Source organism: Mycobacterium sp. NTMscope_Eco_3 (genome assembly GCF_976985685.1).
Map to the genome: position 1 here is coordinate 350,225 of NZ_CDRJYZ010000001.1, position 19,077 is coordinate 369,301.

The 19,077-nt window shown below is 64.6% G+C and carries 19 protein-coding genes, 1 tRNA gene and 4 pseudogenes; 10 read left to right on the forward strand and 14 right to left on the reverse strand.

Features of this window, described 5'->3' with window-relative positions:
- Positions 1 to 73 precede the first annotated feature (73 nt).
- The 3 genes and pseudogenes from AC0KTM_RS01650 to AC0KTM_RS01660 form a co-directional block, all read left to right on the forward strand.
- A pseudogene (locus AC0KTM_RS01650) lies at positions 74 to 476 on the forward strand (DnaB-like helicase C-terminal domain-containing protein); the annotation flags it as partial.
- Positions 469 to 763: pseudogene (locus tag AC0KTM_RS01655) on the forward strand (transposase); the annotation flags it as partial. The pseudogenes AC0KTM_RS01650 and AC0KTM_RS01655, both read left to right, overlap by 8 nt.
- A 72-nt stretch (positions 764 to 835) precedes the next feature.
- Positions 836 to 2,089: an IS30 family transposase gene (locus AC0KTM_RS01660; RefSeq protein ID WP_420492649.1), complete on the forward strand. Its 1,254-nt coding sequence runs from the start codon at positions 836 to 838 to the stop codon at positions 2,087 to 2,089.
- 101 nt (positions 2,090 to 2,190) lie between these two features.
- On the opposite strand, the gene AC0KTM_RS01665 is transcribed toward AC0KTM_RS01660, so the two are convergent.
- Complete coding sequence (locus tag AC0KTM_RS01665; RefSeq protein ID WP_007168480.1) at positions 2,191 to 2,343, reverse strand: enoyl-CoA hydratase-related protein; 153 nt, start codon at positions 2,341 to 2,343, stop codon at positions 2,191 to 2,193.
- Positions 2,344 to 2,554: 211 nt separating this feature from the next.
- On the opposite strand from AC0KTM_RS01665, the gene AC0KTM_RS01670 reads away from it, so the two are divergent.
- Positions 2,555 to 2,677: a hypothetical protein gene (locus AC0KTM_RS01670; protein WP_255250777.1), complete on the forward strand. Its 123-nt coding sequence runs from the start codon at positions 2,555 to 2,557 to the stop codon at positions 2,675 to 2,677.
- 1,447 nt (positions 2,678 to 4,124) lie between these two features.
- Here the strand turns inward: AC0KTM_RS01670 and AC0KTM_RS01675 are convergent.
- From AC0KTM_RS01675 to AC0KTM_RS01710, 8 genes and pseudogenes are all read right to left on the reverse strand, one after another.
- Positions 4,125 to 4,430, reverse strand: coding sequence for a hypothetical protein (locus tag AC0KTM_RS01675; RefSeq protein WP_007168485.1), 306 nt, complete (start codon positions 4,428 to 4,430; stop codon positions 4,125 to 4,127).
- Positions 4,431 to 4,490: 60 nt separating this feature from the next.
- A complete protein-coding gene (locus AC0KTM_RS01680; RefSeq protein WP_007168486.1) occupies positions 4,491 to 4,832 on the reverse strand; it encodes a hypothetical protein in 342 nt (113 codons plus the stop codon).
- Between the two features lie 20 nt (positions 4,833 to 4,852).
- Positions 4,853 to 5,260 (reverse strand): type II toxin-antitoxin system VapC family toxin, encoded by a 408-nt coding sequence (locus AC0KTM_RS01685; RefSeq protein ID WP_007168487.1) that lies wholly within the window; start codon positions 5,258 to 5,260, stop codon positions 4,853 to 4,855.
- Between the two features lie 3 nt (positions 5,261 to 5,263).
- Positions 5,264 to 5,536 carry a type II toxin-antitoxin system Phd/YefM family antitoxin gene (locus AC0KTM_RS01690; protein WP_033711258.1) on the reverse strand — a complete coding sequence of 91 codons (273 nt, stop codon included), beginning with the start codon at positions 5,534 to 5,536 and terminating at the stop codon, positions 5,264 to 5,266.
- A gap of 489 nt (positions 5,537 to 6,025) precedes the next feature.
- Positions 6,026 to 6,244, reverse strand: a pseudogene (locus AC0KTM_RS01695) (transposase); the annotation flags it as partial.
- A 46-nt stretch (positions 6,245 to 6,290) separates the two neighbouring features.
- Complete coding sequence (locus AC0KTM_RS01700) at positions 6,291 to 8,234, reverse strand: tyrosine-type recombinase/integrase (RefSeq protein WP_007172497.1); 1,944 nt, start codon at positions 8,232 to 8,234, stop codon at positions 6,291 to 6,293.
- Entirely contained in the window at positions 8,231 to 9,280 is a 1,050-nt protein-coding gene (locus AC0KTM_RS01705) for a tyrosine-type recombinase/integrase (RefSeq protein ID WP_007172498.1), read from the reverse strand. The genes AC0KTM_RS01700 and AC0KTM_RS01705 overlap by 4 nt, the downstream gene beginning before the upstream one ends.
- A 116-nt stretch (positions 9,281 to 9,396) precedes the next feature.
- A pseudogene (locus AC0KTM_RS01710) lies at positions 9,397 to 10,410 on the reverse strand (IS256 family transposase); the annotation flags it as partial.
- 641 nt (positions 10,411 to 11,051) lie between these two features.
- Here AC0KTM_RS01710 and AC0KTM_RS01715 point away from each other — a divergent pair.
- Positions 11,052 to 11,237 (forward strand): hypothetical protein, encoded by a 186-nt coding sequence (locus AC0KTM_RS01715; RefSeq protein WP_132160383.1) that lies wholly within the window; start codon positions 11,052 to 11,054, stop codon positions 11,235 to 11,237.
- A 73-nt stretch (positions 11,238 to 11,310) separates the two neighbouring features.
- Here AC0KTM_RS01715 and AC0KTM_RS01720 read toward each other — a convergent pair whose 3' ends face one another.
- Together AC0KTM_RS01720 and AC0KTM_RS01725 are read right to left on the reverse strand one after the other, a co-directional pair.
- Entirely contained in the window at positions 11,311 to 11,727 is a 417-nt protein-coding gene (locus tag AC0KTM_RS01720) for a type II toxin-antitoxin system VapC family toxin (RefSeq protein WP_007168492.1), read from the reverse strand.
- Complete coding sequence (locus AC0KTM_RS01725) at positions 11,724 to 11,975, reverse strand: FitA-like ribbon-helix-helix domain-containing protein (protein ID WP_007168493.1); 252 nt, start codon at positions 11,973 to 11,975, stop codon at positions 11,724 to 11,726. Before AC0KTM_RS01725 ends, AC0KTM_RS01720 begins: the two co-directional genes overlap by 4 nt.
- Positions 11,976 to 12,776: 801 nt before the next feature.
- Between AC0KTM_RS01725 and AC0KTM_RS01730 the strand changes: the two genes are divergently transcribed.
- The 3 genes from AC0KTM_RS01730 (at position 12,777) to AC0KTM_RS01740 (ending at position 14,216) form a co-directional block, all read left to right on the forward strand.
- A complete protein-coding gene (locus tag AC0KTM_RS01730; RefSeq protein WP_007168495.1) occupies positions 12,777 to 13,172 on the forward strand; it encodes a hypothetical protein in 396 nt (131 codons plus the stop codon).
- Positions 13,169 to 13,840, forward strand: coding sequence for an RES family NAD+ phosphorylase (locus tag AC0KTM_RS01735; protein WP_007168496.1), 672 nt, complete (start codon positions 13,169 to 13,171; stop codon positions 13,838 to 13,840). The genes AC0KTM_RS01730 and AC0KTM_RS01735 overlap by 4 nt, the downstream gene beginning before the upstream one ends.
- A gap of 317 nt (positions 13,841 to 14,157) precedes the next feature.
- Positions 14,158 to 14,216 (forward strand) — tRNA-OTHER (locus AC0KTM_RS01740).
- Between the two features lie 171 nt (positions 14,217 to 14,387).
- Here AC0KTM_RS01740 and AC0KTM_RS01745 read toward each other — a convergent pair.
- A complete protein-coding gene (locus tag AC0KTM_RS01745; protein ID WP_225329039.1) occupies positions 14,388 to 15,227 on the reverse strand; it encodes a mycofactocin-coupled SDR family oxidoreductase in 840 nt (279 codons plus the stop codon).
- A gap of 159 nt (positions 15,228 to 15,386) precedes the next feature.
- A complete protein-coding gene (locus AC0KTM_RS01750; RefSeq protein ID WP_472417336.1) occupies positions 15,387 to 15,941 on the reverse strand; it encodes a TetR/AcrR family transcriptional regulator in 555 nt (184 codons plus the stop codon).
- Between the two features lie 195 nt (positions 15,942 to 16,136).
- Between AC0KTM_RS01750 and AC0KTM_RS01755 the strand changes: the two genes are divergently transcribed.
- The gene (locus tag AC0KTM_RS01755) at positions 16,137 to 16,337 is read left to right on the forward strand and encodes a ferredoxin (protein ID WP_472417338.1); all 201 of its coding nucleotides are present in this window, start codon (positions 16,137 to 16,139) and stop codon (positions 16,335 to 16,337) included.
- 40 nt (positions 16,338 to 16,377) lie between these two features.
- The gene (locus AC0KTM_RS01760; RefSeq protein WP_472414813.1) at positions 16,378 to 17,658 is read left to right on the forward strand and encodes a cytochrome P450; all 1,281 of its coding nucleotides are present in this window, start codon (positions 16,378 to 16,380) and stop codon (positions 17,656 to 17,658) included.
- On the opposite strand, the gene pdxR is transcribed toward AC0KTM_RS01760, so the two are convergent.
- Complete coding sequence (pdxR, locus tag AC0KTM_RS01765) at positions 17,642 to 19,060, reverse strand: MocR-like pyridoxine biosynthesis transcription factor PdxR (protein WP_472414815.1); 1,419 nt, start codon at positions 19,058 to 19,060, stop codon at positions 17,642 to 17,644. The genes AC0KTM_RS01760 and pdxR overlap by 17 nt on opposite strands.
- Positions 19,061 to 19,077: the final 17 nt, after the last annotated feature.

Here is a 19,077-nt window from a genome sequence, read left to right on the forward strand (position 1 = left end):
CGTAGGCTCCTTCCATCAGACTGGCCGGTCTTCGAGGGAACCTACGTCCGGATTCTTTTACACCGCGGCAGGGACACGACCTAGCGAGGACACTGTCGCGTTAGAGGACTTGCTGACTCCGACACTCGACGAGTTGGACACGATCGCTACCAATGGCGGTCTGGCGCGGGGCGTGCCGACCGGATTCGCTGATCTCGATGAGATCACCTGCGGGCTTCAGCCAGGAACCATGGTTACCGTTGCGGCTCGTCCGGGCGTTGGAAAAGTCCGTTCTAGCACTGGATTTCATGCGATCGTGTTCGCTCAGACATCGGATGGCCAGTGTCATCTTCTCGTTGGAAATGAGTAAGTCCGAAATTGTGATGCGGCTGCTGGCGGCCGAAGCGAGGGTCAAACTTGCGGATATGCGTTCGGGGCGCATGAATGACGATGACTGGATCCGGGTGGGCGGCACCATGAGTCAAATCAGCGATGCCCGGATTCGGCCCGTTGCTAGGAGGCGGAATTCGTGGCCGCGATTAACGGCGATCTAGCTAACTACGAGACCGTGGATAGGCTTGCGGGCATCGCTGGTCTTTCACCAGTGCCACACGATTCCGGGCGCGTCACGGGCAACCTGAAACGTCCACGCAGGTATGACCGGCGCTTACTCCGAGCCTGCTACATGGCTGCCCACAACAGTCTCCGCACCAGTCCAGCATCGCGTGCCTTCTACGACCGGAAACGAGCCCAGGGCAAACGCCACAGTTGTCGGCGTCGTCTGAAAACTGACCCCGTGTCGACGCGGTGGTTTCTAGGTGCGGTCGCAACACTTCTCTAGATTCTGGAGGTTGTGTTGGCATCGTCGCGTCGGGTGAAGAAGGGGCCGGGACGTCGTCCGCAGTCGGCCAAGCGTCAGCGGTTCATGGAGTTGCGGGCTCGCGGGTGGAGCGTGCGGGCCGCGGCCCGCGAAGTCGGTGTGTCCCGGTCCGCTGCGACGAACTGGACACGCGGTTACAAGACCTACCGCAACGGCGTCGCGGTCGGGTTCGTCCCGCCGCTAGATCGACTAGCGGTCCGCCAGATCAGCACGCGATACCTGTCCCAGGACGAGCGCATCGAGATCGCCGATCTGCATCACTCAGGGCTGAGGGTGCGGACGATCGCCACCCGACTCGGTCGAGCGCCGTCGACGATTTCGAGGGAGCTACGGCGCAACGCACCAGCCGGCCGCGGATATCAGCCCTTCGATGCCCACCGGCGAGCCACCGCGCGACGAGCACGTCACCACCGCCGTCGGGTCGACACCAACGACCAGCTCGGTAACGCGGTCGCCGAGCTGCTTCTTCAGCGTTGGAGCCCCCAACAGATCAGCCGTCACCTCCGCCACCGCTTCCCCGATGATTCATCGATGTGGTTATGCCACGAAAGCATCTATCAAGCTGTCTATCAACCGAATTCACGTTTCATGCGGCCCTCGCGATTAGCGCCGCACCGACGCTCACCGCTGCGCACCGGTCGAGATCACCGCCGAGCGCATCACCGCCAGAGTTGCCGGCGGCCGCGGTTCCAGCAGCCGATGCTCACCATCCACGACCGGTCCTTCTCGGCTGTCGACCGGTCTGAAGCCGGCCACTGGGAAGGCGACCTTATCATCGGTAATAACCACCTCTCGGCGATCGGCACTCTGGTCGAACGCCAGACCCGGATGCTGCGGTTGGTGCATCTGCCTCGCAGTGACGCCGACTCCCTGCACGCGGCCTTGGTGGCCCGCATGAAGGATCTGCCACCCACGCTGATGCGGTCGATCACCTGGGACCAGGGCACCGAGATGGCGCGCCACCTTGCCACCACCGACAAGCTCGGCGCGCCCGTCTACTTCTGCGACTCCAGATCACCCTGGCAACGCGGCACGAACGAGAACACCAACGGACTGCTGCGCGACTACTTCCCGAAGGGCGTCACCCTCATCAGCCACCCGCCGGAGCAGTTGTTGGCCGTCGAACACGAACTCAACCATCGCCCCCGCATAGTCCTCCAAGACCGTTGCCCCGCCGATCTATTCGCTGCCCTGTTAGTCTCGAGTGATCCGTCGGTGTTGCGACGTTGAGTAGAACCCACCCCGTCGTCAACACCTCACACCTCTGCCGCGTGGACCGGCCCTAAGTCATTACGTCACGATCGGCGGTGCCCTTGCCGCCGCGAGTGTCCTCACGGGCAAGACACTGCGAAAAGACCGCGCTTCGGCTCCATCACCGCGAATCGTGCGTCGGGCACGGCCACTCGGATGTCGGTGGAGCTCAACATCTCGAATCCGCCCGCCACGCAAGTGCCGTTGACCGCGGCGATGATCGGCTTGTACACGGGGAAGCGATGCAGGACGGCGTGGATTGCGTCGAGCTTGTCCAGAGAAGAATCCGGTTATTTCCGCCTGCATCCTGCGAGTCCGAGGCGGTCGGCGGCATCTCGCTGCCAGATGTCAAGACCCGGGTGTGTGCCAAGTGATAGGTCGACGGTTCGGCGTGTTCGTTGGTCGCCTGTCTACCGGATGGTCATGAGGCGTTCGGTCGGCCCGGTGCCTGTAGGTGAGGGCGGGGTGGCAGCCGCGGTGTTTCTGTGGGACGGTGCGGCGCTCGATTCGATGCGGCTGCGGCCGGTGCTCATTGCGGCGATCCCCTCTTCGGGTGCGTTTCAGTAGATCTGCATATCAGTACGCGGATCAATGAGGGGTCCTGCACTTGGGCCCAAGGTGAGGCGCGGCACCCCTCGCGCGTCGTCGGCGATGAGTTGCCGGCGGGCGTCTGCTGAGGCCCTGTGTTGGGGACGGTCTAGGTGCACGCGGCGAGGTGTGACTGCTGATCGGACTACGCAGGGAGCGATTTTTGGCCAACAGCGATACTGAATTCTAGGAAGAAAGGTTTCTGCAGATATCGGGCACCAACCGAGTAAGTCTAGTTTGCTGGCACCTTGAAACTCTGATAATCGTAATCAAGTCAGACTCTGGCCTGAATGATTCACGTTGTGCTCGATATCAGTAAGTACGCAGACGCGAATTGGCGCATGTCAGTACACCAGTACATGGTTGTTGAACTGCTGCAATATACGATTGTAGGTGTGGAAGTCAGTGTCTACTGAAACACTGAATTTATGAATATGAATCACTTTGCAAACAAGGTAGCCCAATTGGCTTGACGCTCACTTTCTGTAGTAGCTAAGCTGCATTGCATAGCCAAAGTTCATACAGCTGGTGGCATTGCTATCACCAGTTGTGGGAATCCAGTTGTGGGAATGGAGGTGAGCCCCATTACCACCTAAGTGACTGTGCAACGCACGACAAGTGCGCCGATCATAACGCGATCATCTAATGATCCATGAATTCGGAGGGGAACATGACTTGCAAGACACGACGCCGCGGTATCACGATCAAGCTCGGCATGGCCGCAGGTGCAGCTTTGGCCGCCGGGCTCATCCCGATAGCCAGCGCGGGCGCTGCCTGGGCGGATGAGCCAGACCCAGGGATCACAGTTGGGGGCGGCGGGTCTGGTGGAGTGTCCACCCCGATCGGTGGGGGCAGGGCGTCGACCGGCGGGTCCGGTGCTTTCAACGACAATGGCGGCGGCTTCGGTACTGGCACGTCGGGCGGTTTGACCGGTCCGGGCGGCGCTGGGAGCGGCGCTTCCACCGGCGCGGGCGGTGGTTTCACCCTGCCGGGATTGCCGGGATTTTGAGGTAGGCACCGCAGCGGGAATCGACATTTGACTGGCGTGGCCGCTAGCCGCGCAGCAACGGATGTCGACATGCGGGGCAAGCGGATGACGCACCCCGAAGCCTCGGGAGAGGACGTTTGCTTGGTGATTGGGACCGGTCGCCCGAGTCGCGCACATCGTGGCCGGGCGACCGCTCGTCGGCGGGTATGACGGTCGGCTGCCGAACACGCCTGGCGCCTGAAGCGGCCACCCATGATGCCGAGCATGAAGTGTTGGTGCGCGCGCCCAGTCGCAAAGTTCGTGATTGAGGCGTGACGGGCGGTCCACCACGCAACGCACGATGTCTTGCGGTCACCATCTTCCACCATCTTCGAGCCAGCGCCCGTTCACATCCGGCCACCAGGTCGGCAACGGGTCGCGGCGGGCAAGGCGGGCGGTTCATCGCGCTGCGCGGCGCACCAGACAGCGCGGTCGCCTGGCGTTTCTGCCGCGCGCTCGCAACGCCGTGCTGCGCCGCTTCATCGAGGCTGCAGTGCGCTTCATCGCGTCGATGAGGTCCTTGGCCTCGCCGATCGATTCCAAAATGGCCACCCGAGCTTGGCCGGCCTCCTTAGTCAGTGGTGTGCCCAGGAGCTGCCAGTCCGAGCGCAGCCAGTCGCGCGCCGCGCTGAGCGCTGATCTCACTTCGTCGATGCAGGCGCGGGCGTTCTCGAATAGTTCGGGACGAGTTGGCAGGTCAGCCATGGGTTGTCCTTTGCGGCGGGTTGTAGCGGGAAGCCGTGGGAGTGACGGCCGGCGAGGTTTTCACCAGCCGGCGTAGGCAAGGGGCAGGTCGGCGATGACTTGTCGGCGTGATTCGTCGAGGCTGGCAGCAATGTCGCTGAGGCCATTTGCGCCAAGTGATCGCAAGAGTTCGCCGCCGGGCTCAGAGTTGTAAAAGCTCACCATCGCCGCAAGGAACATCGCTTCGCCCGAGGACAGCCATCCGATAGCTGATCGGATCTCGTCGACCCTCGGCGAGAGATCCCACTTGCTGGTCGCGCTGTCCGGGGAAGTCTGGCCGTCGGCGAACCATCGGGGACCGGCGATCTCTACACCGCGCTGCCACGCTTGAAAAACGGTCTCATCATAGAAACGTGCTGACATGTGTTCTCCTCCTGAGCCGTTCATGAGTTTCTTCCAGGTGTGACAATCGTTATCCCGAGGGCACGGGCGGCGTCGCTGAGTCGACTGTCATAGGCGACCATGGCGGTCAATGGTGCTGTGGATGCGGCGATTTGAGCGGTGGCCAGGTGTATCGCATCGAGCGAGCGCAGCGCCGGATCGGGGTAGGCGGCCGCGGTGGCGCGGATGACCTGGTCGATTTCGAACCGATCCAGTCTGGCCAGCACAGAGGGGACAGCAGATAAGCCATTTGGGGCGACTGCGCGGATGGCTCTGGGGAGCTCCACTTCAGCCAAGGCAGATGTTATCCAACGTGTTTCGGTGCGTTCATCGAGCCAGTCAGCTAGAGCATCAGATTCGACTTCGATCCGGATCAGCTTGACCAGAGCCGAGGTATCCAGGTAGATCACCGGCTAATACCTTTCCTCGGCGCGCAGACGTTGCAATAGCGCGCCGGCGTCGAGATTGTCGTGCATCGGAACGGTCGGCCGCGGGGCTGGGCCGGCCAGCGTCGCCGGTTGCACTCTGCCGGCAGTGATCAACGCATCCAGTGGGCCGGCGGTAGCGGGGATTATTCGGGCGATGACTTCCCCGCGCTCAGTAAGCGTGATCTCTTCGCCACGCTTGACGCGGGCCAAGACCTTTGCCGTCTCTTGGTTGAGCATTCGGAGAGGTACTTCACTCATACCAATAATGTACTACATAGTTGTACTACATGCTATGGTGGCGCAACTGGTTCGGAGCGCCGGCGGCCCATGTCCACACGCCCGCCCCCGAGAATCAACCTATCGACGAAGCCGTTCAGGAACTCCGCGCCGGCCTCGTCGTCAGGCTCGCGGCCATCGGTGCTCACAAAGGGACCTATCCGTCTCTAGCTGCCTTGTCAGCTCAATTCTCACAGGTGGGGCAGAGATATGCGACGGTCAGCGCGTGGTTATACGGCCGAGCCATTCGCTTGATGCCGGCGGTCTGCGGGCGGTGCCGCTCAGTCAGTGCCGTCGTCCCGACCATTGGTGGCGCCAGCCACTCGGCCAACCTAGCCTTGACCTGCTCCGCCTGCTCCCGACTGTGGCACATGTCGTTTGCCATCTTTCCGAGTGTTACGCGGCAGGGGAGAAGGTCAAGTCCAGGGACGTGGTGTACGACGTCGTCGTGTGATTCTTCGACTTGGTGGTTTAGGCGGTCAGTGCCGCCGGGGTGTCCTCCTGTTCTGTTGATGGCGTGTGGTCGGCGCGGGATTTGCTGAGGACGTCGAGGCCGAGGTAGCGGCGGGATTCGGCCCATTCGTCGTGTTGTTCGGCCAGCACCGCGCCGACGAGGCGGATTAGGGCGTTGCGGTCGGGGAAGATTCCGACGACGTCGGTGCGCCGGCGGATTTCCTTGTTGAGTCGTTCTTTTATCCGGCCCTCGGGGGCGGGTCAACCCGTCGGGGTGGGATGTTCATCGATCGAGGCGCTGGAGGTGGTCGGTAAGGGCGTGGGCGACGCGGTCGTGGCGGGCGGCTTCGTCGGTCCAGCCGCGGCACTCGGCGTCGGTTCTGAGGGCCTGGACGTCGGCGAGTTGGTCGGTGAGCGTGTCGCGGAATTCGGGGGCGGTGACGTAGTTGTCGCAGGTTTCGCAGATGTTGGCATAAGGGCACGCGCCCGCGGATTCGTGGCGAGCGCAGTATCCGTGTGCAACGCGGGTTTTCAGCATTTCACTGTGCAGCCAGCCGACCTTGTCGGGCAGGATCGGTTTGCCGACCGGGGTGAGGGTGAACTGGCGGCGCATCTTGCCCATCGCTTCGTCGTAGGCCGCGCGCAGGGTGGGCGAGGCCAGGGTGGCGTAGCGGATCGTCATTTGTGGAGTGACGTGCCCGAGTAAGGACATCAAGGCCTGCAGACTCATCCCGGCGTTGGCGAGTTCGGTGGCCCAGGTGTGGCGCAACTGATGTGGAGTGACCATCAGGACGCCGCCGTCGGGACGGTGCAACCCGGCGGATTCAGCGGCGGTGAGCAGCCCGTTGCGCAGCCGGGTGTAGCCCAGGCGGCGTCCGTGCCGGGTGAACAGAAAGTCGGTGAGCACGCCGGTGCGTGGGTGCGGCAGCGGCCGGTGCGTGCCGCGGAGGGCGACCCACTCGTCGAGCGCGGCGAGGGTCGCGGCGGAGAGCGGGACCATGCGTTCGGTGGCGAGCTTGCCCAGTGGCACCTTCAGCCAGGTTCCGGCCGGTCCGTAGTCGATGATGCTGCCCAGTTCGAGGTCGAGCAGTTCCCCCGCCCGCAGGCCGGCACCACGCAGCACGGTCAGGCCGATGCGGGCGAACGGATCCTGCAGGTGGGCAACGGCGTTCATCACTGCCGCGTCCACATCGGGTGCTAGCGCGCGTGGCAACGGCTGGTCGAGTTTGGGGACGTCGGCGGCGAATACCAACCGCCGTGGTGGGGCCTGCGCCCAGCCCCAGGCGGTGATGTCGTCGAGCAGGTTGCGCAGACTGAGCACTGCCGACTGGGCCACCGCGGCCGAGACGGTGCGCCCGGCGCCCGCGGCGGCGCGCTGACCACGCCAGCCCCGGGTGCGATTCCATTTCAGGTAGCCCTCGATGCAGCTCCGGTCGAGTTCACGCAGGCTGATGACGTCGGGATGGTGAGCGGTGAGGTATTCGGCGAAGGGCAGCAGGTCGTTGATCAGCGACTCGACCGATTTGGGCCGCAGCACCGCCGCGCGCACGCCGATGTAGCGCAGCAACGTCTGACGGATCGGGTCGGGCATCTCCACCTCGGTGAAGCGCTGCTCGAGGCTACGGGCCCACCGCCGGCGTTTCGGCGCGGTGTCGATGACCGCGGTCTCGAACAACAGCTGCCGCAGGCTGGCCAGCCGCCCCCTGTATGCCCGCCGCGACGATGGCGGCACCACGGTACGTGACAGCGCGGCGTCGAAGTCGTCGAGCGCGTCGCCGGTCAGGTCGGCGACCATTCCGCCGTGGTGTGCCAGCACTACCGCCAGACATTCGCCGAGGACCGTCTCGACCCAGGAACTCCTCCAGCCCAACCGAATTCCCGCATTCCGCAACGCGGCGAATCCGCTCGGATCCCGGTCCTCCACTGCGCGGCCCAGCCCGGTCAACTGTTTGACCGCGGCCAGCTCGACGTCCAGCCGTAACCGGCCGGTGCCGATCGTGTGACAGATCAGCGGCCACGCCCCGGTGTCCCGTATCTCGGCGATCCGCTCGGCTGCCGGCAGCGTCATCCAGGCGTGCAGGTCGCGGTGGCGTGCGGTGAAGTCGCGAGCGATCCGAATCCGGTCGCGTACCGCCCGCCCGCTCAAACCCAGGGTGGCGACGTGGTCGAGATAATCCGCCACCACCTCGTCGGCGCCTACGGGTTGGCCGACCAACACCGTGGTCACTGCCGGGCTCCGGCCAACGTCGCACGAGCAGCACCGTATTCGGCGGCGAGCTGCTCGATCGACAAATGCACGTAGCGGGCCGTGGTCTCCGGCGAGACATGCCCCATCAACGCCCGCAACGCCAGCAGATCGATTCCGGCCGCCGACAATTCGGTGCCGTAGGTATGCCGTAAACGGTGCGGGCGGACTCTTGTGGCGCCAGAGGTCTCCCGGTGCCGACGGAACAGGCTGCGCAGCCCGGCCTCGCTGACCGGTGCACCGGTCGTCGGGCCGCGCAGCACTACGAAGCACTGCGGCGTCGCCAACCCCGGCGGCCGCTCCCATCGCAGGTAGGCGGCGAGCTCGGTGAAGAACGCCGCATCGACCGGGACATGACGTTCCTTGCCGCCCTTGCCGATCACCCGAAGCCGGCGCCGGCCCATATCGACGTCGGCGAGCAGCAGGCCACGCGCCTCGGCCGAACGCAGCCCTCCGAGTAGCATCACCAGCACCATCGCCCGGTCCCGGTGCGTTGCCAGTGTCGCCAGGAACGCGTCGACATCGTTGGTGGACAACGATTCCGGAAGACGCTGCGGCTGACGCACCAACCTACCGCCACTGCGTGCACGCCCGGGACCCAGATGACCGAGCAACCCCCGCTGCGACTGGCGCAGCCCCTGTCCCCGCCGCGGCGACGGCACCGGATTGTCGGTGCAGACACCGGTCATCACCAGATACTCGAATAACGCGCGCACTGCCGCGACCCGGCGGTTCACCGTCGAAGCTGCCGGCGGGGTCGACGAGCGGTGACCGCCGGTGGGCTGGTCCGTTCGGCGGACGCCTTGCCAGTCGATCCAGTCGAACACCAACGGCGCATCGACCGCGGCGAGCCCGACCGCTTGCTGGACGAGGAACCGGCTCAAATTGGCGACGTCGAATGCGTAGGCCCGCACCGTGGCCGCGCTGAACCCCCGTCCCGCCAAATGGTTGAGAAACGCGTTCACCGCGTCCTGCCCGTCCCAGTCGCCCTCCAGGACATATCCGCTGTCGCTCTTGAGTACCCGCATCGCCGCTCCGCCTTCCCCCACCGAGATGCAGACAGCATCCATCCGTGCTCAGCGCTTGTGCGTGAACCTCACGCTGCAGCCCGAACCGTGTCCCCGGAGAGCCGGTTAACGGATAGTGGGTTGTTGGACCAGATCTGCCGCCAAATTTGTTTGGGGAAGGCGGTGAAGGCGAGCAGGTCGGCGCGGGTGTCTTCGAGGTGGTCGGCGACCTTGGGGAGCTTGTCGGCCAGTGCGTCGATGATGCGGTCATATTGGGCTGCAACGGAACCGGCGTCAGGTTGATCGAAGACCGAATGCAGTAGTGTGCGTACCCACGGCCACGATGATTTCGGAGTGATGGCCATCAGGTTGGTGGCGTAGTGGGTGCGACACCGTTGCCACGATGCCCCAGGCAGGGTGGCGCCGATCGCGGCCACCAGACCGGCGTGGGCGTCGGAAGTGACCAGACGGACCCCTGATAGGCCGCGGGCGGTCAGCGACCGCAGGAAGGTCAGCCAGCCGGCCCCGTCCTCGGCGGTGGTGACGTCGATGCCCAGGATTTCGCGGTAGCCCTCGGCGTTGACCCCGGTGGCGATCAGCGCGTGCACGTTGACCACCCGGCCTGCTTCGCGAACCTTGAGCACCAGGGCGTCAGCAGCCATGAACGTGTACGGGCCTGCATCCAGTGGCCGGGTCCGGAACGCCTCGACCGCGGCGTCGAGCTCTTTGGCCATCACGCTGACCTGGGACTTCGACAAGCTGGTGATGCCCAGAGTCTCGACGAGTTTGTCCATCCGCCGCGTCGAAACGCCCAGCAGGTAGCAGGTAGCCACCACCGTGGTCAGGGCCCGCTCGGCGCGTTTGCGCCGTTCCAGCAGCCAGTCCGGGAAGTACGAACCTTGCCTTAGCTTGGGAATCGCCAGATCCAATGTGCCTGCGCGGGTGTCAAACTCGCGGTGCCGATACCCGTTGCGGGAATTGGTGCGCTCGCTGCTGCGCTGGCCGTAGCCGGCACCGCACACCGCGTCGGCTTCGGCGCCCATCAGGGCGTGAATGAAGGCGGCCAACAACTCGCGCAGCACATCAGGGTGCGTGGTGGTGAGTCGTTCGGCCAGCACGGCAGACAGGTCGATATCGTGGGCAATGGTCATCGCGTTGATTCCTTTGCTCGAGTGACTTTGGTCGGTCCCTCGAAGAATCACGCGATGACCTTCATTCATCCGGCTACGACACGCCGGTCATCACCGGCTCGTACACCACTCTGCTGGACGCAACTGGGGAGAACTGGCACCGTGACGAATTGACCACCAAGATAGAGTTCAACCTACGCCCATCCGCTTACGATCAGAGATCTTCAGGGTCACCAATGTCCGATAAGGCACCGCGGCACAAGCCTGCAGAACGGATGACAGCGGAACAGCTCCGCCGAGCAGCCGACGCTTGCCGAGACCTCGACGATCCGACGTTGATGGCGAAGGCTTGGGACGAGCCACCGCCGCCCGATATGCAAGCTTCAACAAACACACCGCGTCAATTCGGCCAGCTACAGAATCTCTCAGTTTCCGACACCTTCGATAATCCGCTGCCTGACGTGGAAGTCGCTGCGTGGGAAGCCGATTGTCCCCTTAGGTCCCAGACTCCAACGCGGGCGTCCGCCTTACGAAATGCAACGTCGCAATTGTTACTCAATGGCCGGCGCGCCCTTGAACACCCCGGACTTGTCGTTGGACAGGTGCATTGTGAACGTACCGCGCAGCCAGGGCGTGTTTGGTGTTGTAATAGGAGACTCGTTATGCAGCCGGATCAGCAGATGATAGAAGCACTGGTCAATTTGGCGACGAACGGCGTGCTGGACCGCATCGGCAACCGTGCCAAGCGTGCGCGGAATTGCGGCAGTGGGGACTGCACCCGCACCATCCTGAGCCGGGGAGCCCGTTTGTCGGCGACGACGCCGCTTTTAAGGAGGCGTATCCCTTAGTGCCGGCGGGGGATGCGGCGGTTGTCCGTTATCACTGGATCTGGGGCATTCTCAATGAATCTGGGGCACGACGTCAGTCCCAGGGGTTGACCAGGTCGACGCCCGTTCCGTCGAAGTGGCGAGTATTGCGGGTAGCCACAGTTGCGTGCCGGGACGCGGCGATGCCGGCGATCTGCACATCACGAATTTCCACCGCACGCCCACCTCGTTGTTGGGTGGCGGCGATGGTCCCAGCGGCAAACGCAGCCGTCAGGTCGAAGGATTGCACACGACCATCAAGGTCTTCGTCGAGGAGTTGAGAAAAGATCTCGTCGAGCCGCTTGCGTCGGCGGCTTGGCGTCAAAAGTTCAATACCAGTGCGTATCTCGAATACTGTTACCGATGTCGTCCAGATTGATTCGGTGGGCTGATTATCGAGCCATTCCACGACGGCCGGATCGGGTGTGTCCCGCATCAACGCGGAGAGCACATTGGTGTCCAGCACGATCATGATTCGTTGAACTGTGCCGGCTGGACGGGCTGTCCCCGCAGTTCGGGTATGTCCTCGGTCAGGCCCACGCCTTTGAAGCGTGACGCGATACGAGACCCGAGCCGCCCAGGCGGATTATCGACGTGCCGGACTGCGTTCCGTAAGATCTCGCGCACCTCCTCCTCGGTGCTGCGACCGTGTTGACGGGCTAGTCGCTGCAATTTGGCCTTGGTGTCGTCCTCAAGTTGACGGATGAGAATCTGCGCCACAGAGCGATGCTATCACGATATCGTTCAGATAGTGCGTTGACCTCGCCTTCATTGAGAATGCCCCAGATCCGGTTATAACGGACAGCGGTCACCGAGGAGTGTTTGATTCCGATGATGAGCGCCACGGAGAACCTGTACGCGGCCGCGTTGCTCGTAGATCAACGGACGACGACGAGGAACCTCTACGCGTCGTCCATAATGCAACTATGCCGTTCGGCGATGGAGACATCGGCGCGAACCATCTGGTTGCTCAGCGACCCCGACAGGAACGTACGGCGGGATCAACGGGACGCGGATTCGCTCGTGCCCGAGCGCATGGAGCCGACCATCGCACGGTGGATGAGTCTCTACGCCTAGGTGGCTCGGACGCGCTCGCCGATCTTCTCGTGGTGACGTTCGCGGCTTATCTGTAATCGTGTCACCCGCGACGGCTCGCGCCGCGGGTTGCGCATGGGCCCACTTATGGCTGTTGGAATGGCCACGGATTTGGCCACAGAACACGGTGGAACCGATGCGAACAAGAGGGACGGAGCGTCACAGCGGGAACGGCTGAACCTCGCTGACGTGCAGCTATGAGACCGTGCGCACTGGAGGAGACGGTGACCGGTTAGCTCATACCTTAGAGGTCGAATCGTGGCCAGTGAGCGGCGTCGTTGGCGGCATTTTTGCGCGAACATGCTGATTCAACGGCTCCAACCGCGAACCGTAGGCCAGGCCTGGTGGCTATCAGGTGTAGCTTCAGGGTGTGTTCTCAGGTGTTTATGTGGTAGCGTCTCAGGTAGATCAACGTGGAGGTGCGATATGCCAGTCTTGACCGTCTCTGCGGCGCAGCGGCTTGATGATGAGGCAGCGACGCTTTCGATCCGCGAGATCGCCGCGTATCTGCAAGAGGCCGTCGGCCAGCGCGTCGCGGCGGCGATGGCGGGCTTGGCTGACGCCAAGCAAATCGGCCGCTACGCGCGCAAGGGCGGCCCGGAACCTCACGGCGCGACCGAGCGCCGGTTACGTGAGGGCTACAAGGTCGTCAGGATGCTCGTCGATGCTTACGACGACAAGACGGCGCGGGCGTGGCTGTTTGGCACCAACACGCGCTTGGACGATCGCGCGCCGATCGAGGTGCTCGGTGCGGCGGTCGACACCGCGGAGTTCGCGATGGTTGTCCGGGCTGCACGGCAGGTCGCCAGCTTCCAGTCGTGATCGCGGCGCCCGAGCAGGGGCGAACCCTGTGGCGGGTCGGCTATTACGCTGACCCGCTCGGCTTCACTCCGCTGGAGCTGTACCAGTTCAGTCACCGTTTCGACGACGTCTACCGCCGGTTCCGCACGCTCTATTGTGCTGACTTGGCGGAAACGTGTCTTCGCGAGGTGCTAGCCGACTTCCGGCCGAACCTCGGCGCGCTGCGCCGCCATGTTGAGCGCTACGGACCTGAGGCTGCCCAAGACTTCACTGAGAAGCCGGTCACTGCGCAGTGGCGCATACAGCACGCCCTCGTTCCCACAGTCCTGAAGCTCGATGGCCCCTTGATCGATCTCACCGACGTGCCCACACGCCAGGAGATCGAGGATCGCCACGTCGAACTGCTGCTCGAGCACGACCTGCAGCACCTCGATCTGCGCGAGATCACCACCAGTCGCCGCGCCATCACGCAGACGATCGCCGCGGACCTTTTTGACCGAGGCGCCGGCGCCGTCCGGTTCCCGTCCCGCCTGGACGGCAACGCTTGCGTCGCACTCTTCGAGGGGCGCGGCACCGCGAGCTTGGCCGGAGACCCCATCGCGCTCACCGACCCGCCGCCCGAACCGCTCCTCAACGTCACCACGCCGTGGGGCCTAGTGCTTGAGCCAGCGCCGGTGAAACTGCTCTAGATTGGGATGCGCGCGGTGGTGCCCATCGGACCACACGCAAGCAAATTGGACTGCATCCAGCCTTTCAGTTGCGGTCGATAGTTCAGTTGGCGTCTCTATGAGATCCGCCGGGACCGCCGCGCTCTGTTCGGTAAGCGAAAACCATCGCACTAAGACTTCGCCCAAGTCCGCTTCTACCGACCAAGTAACCCGATCGGCTTGCCACGCAGATTGGGTTATCTCATGGGGCCAACATGGGGCCAACGAGCCAGACCGACTGATCCAACACGTCCGAATGCCGGTTGCGCTTCTGGTCTGACCGGCTGAAACACATTGGTGTAGGCCAGAACTCCGCCTGAAAAGCGGAAGGTCGGCGGTTCGATCCCGCCCCTGGCCACCGTAGATGGTGATCGCCAAAGATCATCGAGATGGAGCGCGAGGTCGCCGCGACGCGGTCGGCTCATCAGCCCTCGCAAGATCCAGGCGGGCGTTGTGCGCCACCCTGACAGTCGCCAAAGCCAGCAGTGCCCACGGGGCCCTGCTGGCGTCGGCGAGTAAGCGAAATCCGCTACTTGAGCATGCTCCCGGCGTCGACGGTGACCGGAAGACCTGTGATGTAACGCGATTCGTCGGAAGCCAGGAACAGCACCGCGTTGCTGATGTCCACCGGTTCGACCCACCCGATCGGCAGCACGTGCATGAACTGCGCGGCGACCTTGAGGTCGTCCGGGCCGGGGTTTTCCAGGTCGGGCCGGAACAGCTTCATCGTCCCCTCGTTCATGAACATGGGCGTGTTCACGTTGGTGGGATGAACGGAATTCACCCGGATGAAGTGCTCGCCGAGTTCGACGGCGAAGGTGCGCATCAGACCGACCACGCCGTGTTTGGCGGCGATGTAGTGACCGGTGTGCGGGTAGGCCTTGAGCCCGCCGACGGAGCTGGTCAGAATGATCGATCCGCCTTGGCCCTGGGAAATCAGATGCGGCACACCGGCTTTGACGGTCTTCCAGACGCCGGAAAGGTTGACGTCGATCATGTCACGCCAGTCGTCTTCGCTGGTTTTGTCGAGGGTCAGGCCGCCGTTGCCGATTCCGGCATTGGCGCAGATGATGTCCAGCCGGCCGAGCTGTTCGACGCCGCTGTCGACGGCTGCCTTCAGCGCGTCGTAATCGCGGACGTCGACTTCGGCGGTCACGATGCGGCGGTTGAGGGCCTTGATGAGGTCGGCCGTCTCGGCCAGGTCGTCGGGTGTCGACGGCGGGATGACGCTATTGCTGCTGATCGGCGTGCAGACGTCGACGGCGATGATGTCGGCGCCTTCCTGTGCCAGGCGCACCGCGTGGCTGCGGCCCTGGCCGCGGGCCGCCCCGGTGATGAACGCGACCTTGCCCTCAACTCTTCCACCCATGACTGCACCTCACCTAGACGTTCGCGACATTATTTGTCGATCGATCAGGAAGGTTGGCACCATTCGGTCGCAGTGTCAACAGACATGTGCCCGGCCGCCCGGTTGGCGGCCCGCGACGCGGAAGTGGCTCTGCTGTCCTCGCGGCAGCGCTCGCGCGTGCTAGCCGCTGGGTGTGGCCGCGGCGGCGGGCGCCTTCAGCAGGCTCATCTGGCGCTCGACGAAGGCGCGCAACTCGTCGTGTCCCTGGGTGACACCGACGGCGCTCTCGTTGCACAGGCTGCGCGCCACCTGCGCGATCAGCATCGAGATCGCTACCGGCGGATATGCCTCGAGATCGACTTCGTTGGCCCGCAGCACCATGGTTACCGCCGCCGTCTCGATGTCGCGAACACGCTCGGCGTAGGCCTTGAGTTCGGCGCCAATTGCCTTGCGGTGGTTGGCCAATGCCATGAATTCGGCGTTGAGTGCGGTCACCGCCGTATCGCTGTTCATCAGCCACAGCGCTTGCAGTGGGTCGTCCTCCGTCAATAGGGCGCGCATGCGCGTCAGCGCGGTTTCCGCGCCGGCCCGCAGCACTTCGACGAACAGGTCGTCCATCGTCGGAAAGTAGTAATAGACCAGGGCCTGCTTGACGCCGGCCTCGGCGGCGACCCGCCGGGACGTGGCCGCGGCATAGCCTTCCTCGCGCATGATGTGGGCGGTGGCCTCGATCAGTTTGCCGCGCGCCCCGGCGTCGGGGGTCCTCCTGTTTTGGCGAGCCGCCCCGCGGTTGGGCGCGCCCGATTTGCTTGACCGGTCCGCGCGATCCGTGGTAGGCATACCGCATCCTAACAATTTGGTCGATCGATCAGTTTGTGGGTCGCAAACAGGAAAACGGGCCGGGCGGAGGGTCGAATGACGACAGCGCGCATGCGGGTCCGGGTGGATCCGCGCCTGTGTGAGGCGCACGCCCTCTGCGTGGAGATCGCTCCCGAGGTTTTCGGCCTGGGTGACGACGTTGCGACCTGTGACGAGGCACCGAGTGAAGCGTTGCGCCACAACGTGGAAGCCGCCGTGGCCGCCTGCCCACGGCAAGCCATCAGCGTGTCCACCGACGAAGCACCGGCGTGACCCACCGCGCTTTTCGGTGCCAGGAAAAGGAATTGAACCCATGACCGATCTCGCCAACGTCGACTACTTCACCGACGCCGACGTCGCGCAAGATCCCTATGACTACTGGGATTGCCTGCGCAGCCAGGGGCCGGTGTTTCGCGAACCGCACTACGGCGTCGTGGCCGTCACCGGCTATCAGGAGGTCCACGCCGCCTTCAAAGATGTCGACTTGTTCTCCGCGGTCAATGCGATCGGCGGTCCGTTCCCGCCGCTGCCGTTCACCCCGGAGGGTGATGACATCACCGAGCAGATCGAAGCGCATCGCCACGAATTCCCGATCTTCGAGCACATGGTCGTCATGGACCCGCCCGAGCACGAAAAGGCGCGTTCCCTGCTCGGACGGCTGCTCACCCCGCGCCGGCTGCAGGAAAACAAGGACTACATCTGGCAATTGGCCGACCGGCAGTTCGACGAGTTCATCGCCAACGGGCAGTGCGAGTTCCTCAGTGAGTACGCGAAGCCGTTCGCGACACTGGCGATCGCCGATCTGCTCGGGGTTCCCGACGAGGACCGCCCGGAGATCCGCCGCAATCTCGGGGCTGGGAATGCGCCGGGCGCCCGGGTGGGCGCGCTGGATCATGAACCGGTGGGCAGCAATCCGTTGCAGTACCTCGACGATCTGTTCAGCGCCTACATCACCGACCGGCGGCAGCAACCTCGCGAAGACGTGTTGACGGGCCTGGCGACCGCCACGTACCCCGATGGCTCCATCCCCCCGCTTCTGGAGGTCGTCCGGCCGGCAACCTTCCTGTTCGCGGCCGGGCAGGAGACGGTGACCAAACTGCTCAGTTCGGCGGTGCAGGTCCTCGGCGACGACCCCGAGCTGCAAGAGCGGCTGCGCTCAGATCGAAGCCTGATCGGCACGTTCATCGAAGAGGCGCTGCGCATGCAGAGCCCGACCAAGGTCGACTTCCGCCTGGCGCGCAAGACCACCACCCTCGGCGGGGTGCACATCCCGGCCGGCACCGTCCTCATGCTGTGCCTGGGAGCGGCTAACCGCGATCCGCGAAAGTTCGACAATCCCAACGAGTTCCGGGTCGACCGGAAGAACGTCCGCGAGCACATCGGATTCGGTCGCGGCATCCACACGTGCGCGGGCGCGCCCCTGGCGCGGGTGGAAGGGCAGATCACCGTCAACCGCCTCCTGGACCGGACGCGGGGATTCAGGATCAGCGAGGCCAAGCACGGCGTGGCTTCCGGCCGCCAGTACCGCTACGAACCGACGTTCCTGCTGCGCGGCCTGACGGAGTTGCACATCGAGTTCACCCCGGCCGAGTGACGCCGGAGACCGCCGACATCAACTTCCCGAGATGCCCGAGCGCGGTGGCGTATTCGTGCTCCGGCGGTGTCCCGTAACCGATGATGATCCCGTCTGTGCGCCGGGTTGCGCCGTGCCAGAAGGGCGACAGCCCGGTGAGGGCGATGTCGCGCTCGTGCGCGGCGGTCAGCACGTTGGCCTCCGAAATCCCCTCGGGGAGCGCCACAACGGCGTGCAGGCCGGCCGAGATTCCCAACGCCGGCATCCCGGGGGCGCACCGGTCGAGGGTGGAGACGAGGGCGTCGCGGCGGTTGCGGTAGCGCCGACGCATCCGCCGGATGTGCCGGTCGAGCGCCCCGGATTCGATCAACTCCGCGAACGTCAGCTGCGCCAGCACGTCGGTTCCGCGGTCGGCGCGTCGCTTGGCATCGACCACCCCGTCGACCAACGCGGCCGGCAACGCGAGCCAGCCAAGGCGGAGGCCGGGCGCCAGGCTCTTGCTGGCGCTGCCCGCGTAGACGACGTGCTCGGGCGCGAGGCCCTGCAGCGCGCCAACGGGGTGACGGTCGTAGCGAAATTCCCCGTCGTAGTCGTCCTCGATCAGATACGCGCCCCGGGTCGCGGCGATGTGCGCGAACTCGGTGCGCCGGTCGGCGTCGAGCGTCGCCCCGAGCGGAGCCTGGTGTGCCGGGGTGAGCACCGCCGCGGCGACGGCCGTATTGAATCCCTCGGGCCGCGCACCCCCGTGGTCGACGCCGAGGGGCTCGACGGTGAGGCCGCTCGCCGCCGCCGTCGCGCGATGGTCCGGCAGACAGGGATTCTCGAGCGCGATCGACCGGGCTCCGCCGGCGGCCAGCGCCTCACACACCAGCCGCAGCCCCTGCGTGAACCCGCTGCAGACGACGATGTGCTCGCCGGTGGTGAGCACCCCGCGCACGCGACCCAGGTAGTTGGCCAGCGCCGCGCGCAAGCGCGGCGACCCGCGCGGATCCGCCGGCCCGAGTTCGGCGTGGGGTGTGACCTGCAGGACTCGGCGCAGCGCGCGTAACCATTCGGCGCGAGGGAACATGCTGAGGTCCGGTCGGCCGAGGCGAAAATCGGCCGCATAGCGCCGAGTGGCGCGCGCGGGATCGACCGGTGTCTGAAGATGCGGCCCGCCCGCCACCTGAGTTGCCGCACCTGGACGGGTGCGGAGGTAGCCCTCGGCTGCCAGTTGCGCATAGACCTCGACGACCGTTCCGCGCGCGAGCCCGAGTTGTGTGGCGAGGGCACGCGAGGAGGGCAACACCTCGCCCGCGGCGAGGCGCCCACCCCGGATGGCTTGTCGCAGAGCGTCTTCGAGCGCAGCACGCCGTCCGCGTCCTGATGGCAGGTCAAGATGCAGGTCGACGCCGCTACCAAGATTGGTCCATGAATTCGTCATTGAATTGGACCTTACCG